Genomic DNA, 1,223 nt, shown 5'->3' on the forward strand with positions numbered 1-1,223 from the left:
AGGCTTTGTTGAAACCCTTATTTTTGAATTAATTGTATTGATCTATAAATATTATAAACCATTCCTTTGAATTTTGTTTCTTTATTTTGTAATTGTGTACTTATACTTCCATTATTTCCATTGAATTTTCGTTTTATTACACTAAATATACTTTCTACATTATTTCGTCTTAGATATATTAGATATCTGAATAATGTTGTACTTTTAAGTCTGTATAATCCTGTTTTTGCTTTGGGTTTGATTGGTATTATATCAAATGAGTTTAATTCTTCATTTATTAATTTTCGTATTGGTTCTGTATCATATGCTTTGTCTGCTACTATATAATATGGTTTATATTGTTTTATACTTCTTAAACATGCTTTTTGCAAACTGTGTATCATGTCTTGGTCCTCTTTGAGCTTGCATATGTAATATTAATCGCGTATCTACATCTACTGCTACATGGTATTTTATGTAACTTTTGCGTTCTTTTTTGCGAATTTTAGCATAATATTTGTCTGCTTTATCTGATGTGAATCCAGTTCCATCTAAAGCAATTATATAGCATTCATCAACAAATATACTTACAATTAAGTTATTAATATCATTTATTATCTTTGTTGGCATATTTTTAAAGAATTTTTGTAATGTTGAGTAATGAGGTGATTTAGATATACCTAATATCTTTTTAATATCTCCTGATACATTTATAATATCTTCTATTTCCCTATATGTTGCTTTTTTATATATTTTAGCAGCTATTATCGTGAATTTAACAATATTATTATAAATATGGTTTGAATATTTGCTATAATATTTTGGAATAACTAATTGTGCATAATAGTAAGTATAATTCACAAAACATTTAAATTTGTTGCGATTAAACCCACTTTTAGGGTTTATCATTGCTCTATATATTCCATTTTCAGTAGGATTACTTAAACCAAAATCCGAAAGATTTAATTGTAATGAATTATAAAAATAATTATGAGGAATTAATATTTTTGAGGTCATATTAATATTTATTCCTCTTTTTAACTAATATAGTTTGTTATTACTTATTTTTTAAATTCATTCTTAAATTTTAGTATTTTTGCCAAAAAAATTATTTTAAAAAAGTTAATTTTATAAAAAAAAGATAAAAATTTAATTTCTAGAAAAAATAAATTTGAATGATTTCAAGTGTAAAATTGTATAAACTTTGATTTCTAATTTATTAAAATAAGGGTTTCAACAGAGCC

2 protein-coding genes are annotated in these 1,223 nt (G+C 23.1%); both read right to left on the bottom strand.

Annotated features, from left to right (window positions below):
- Positions 1–17 precede the first annotated feature (17 nt).
- On the bottom strand, positions 18–383 hold the full coding sequence (locus NL43_RS08065; protein WP_198923200.1) for a transposase: 366 nt from the start codon (positions 381–383) through the stop codon (positions 18–20).
- On the bottom strand, positions 334–996 hold the full coding sequence (locus NL43_RS08475; protein ID WP_241776247.1) for a hypothetical protein: 663 nt from the start codon (positions 994–996) through the stop codon (positions 334–336). Before NL43_RS08475 ends, NL43_RS08065 begins: the two co-directional genes overlap by 50 nt.
- Between the last annotated feature and the right edge of the window lie 227 nt (positions 997–1,223).

The organism is Methanosphaera sp. WGK6 (genome assembly GCF_001729965.1).
Classification (GTDB): domain Archaea; phylum Methanobacteriota; class Methanobacteria; order Methanobacteriales; family Methanobacteriaceae; genus Methanosphaera.

Coding starts and splice junctions, on each gene's coding strand:
- NL43_RS08475 (WP_241776247.1), bottom strand. CDS start 996: ATGACCTCAAAAATATTAATTCCTCATAATTATTTTTATAATTCATTA.
- NL43_RS08065 (WP_198923200.1), bottom strand. CDS start 383: ATGATACACAGTTTGCAAAAAGCATGTTTAAGAAGTATAAAACAATAT.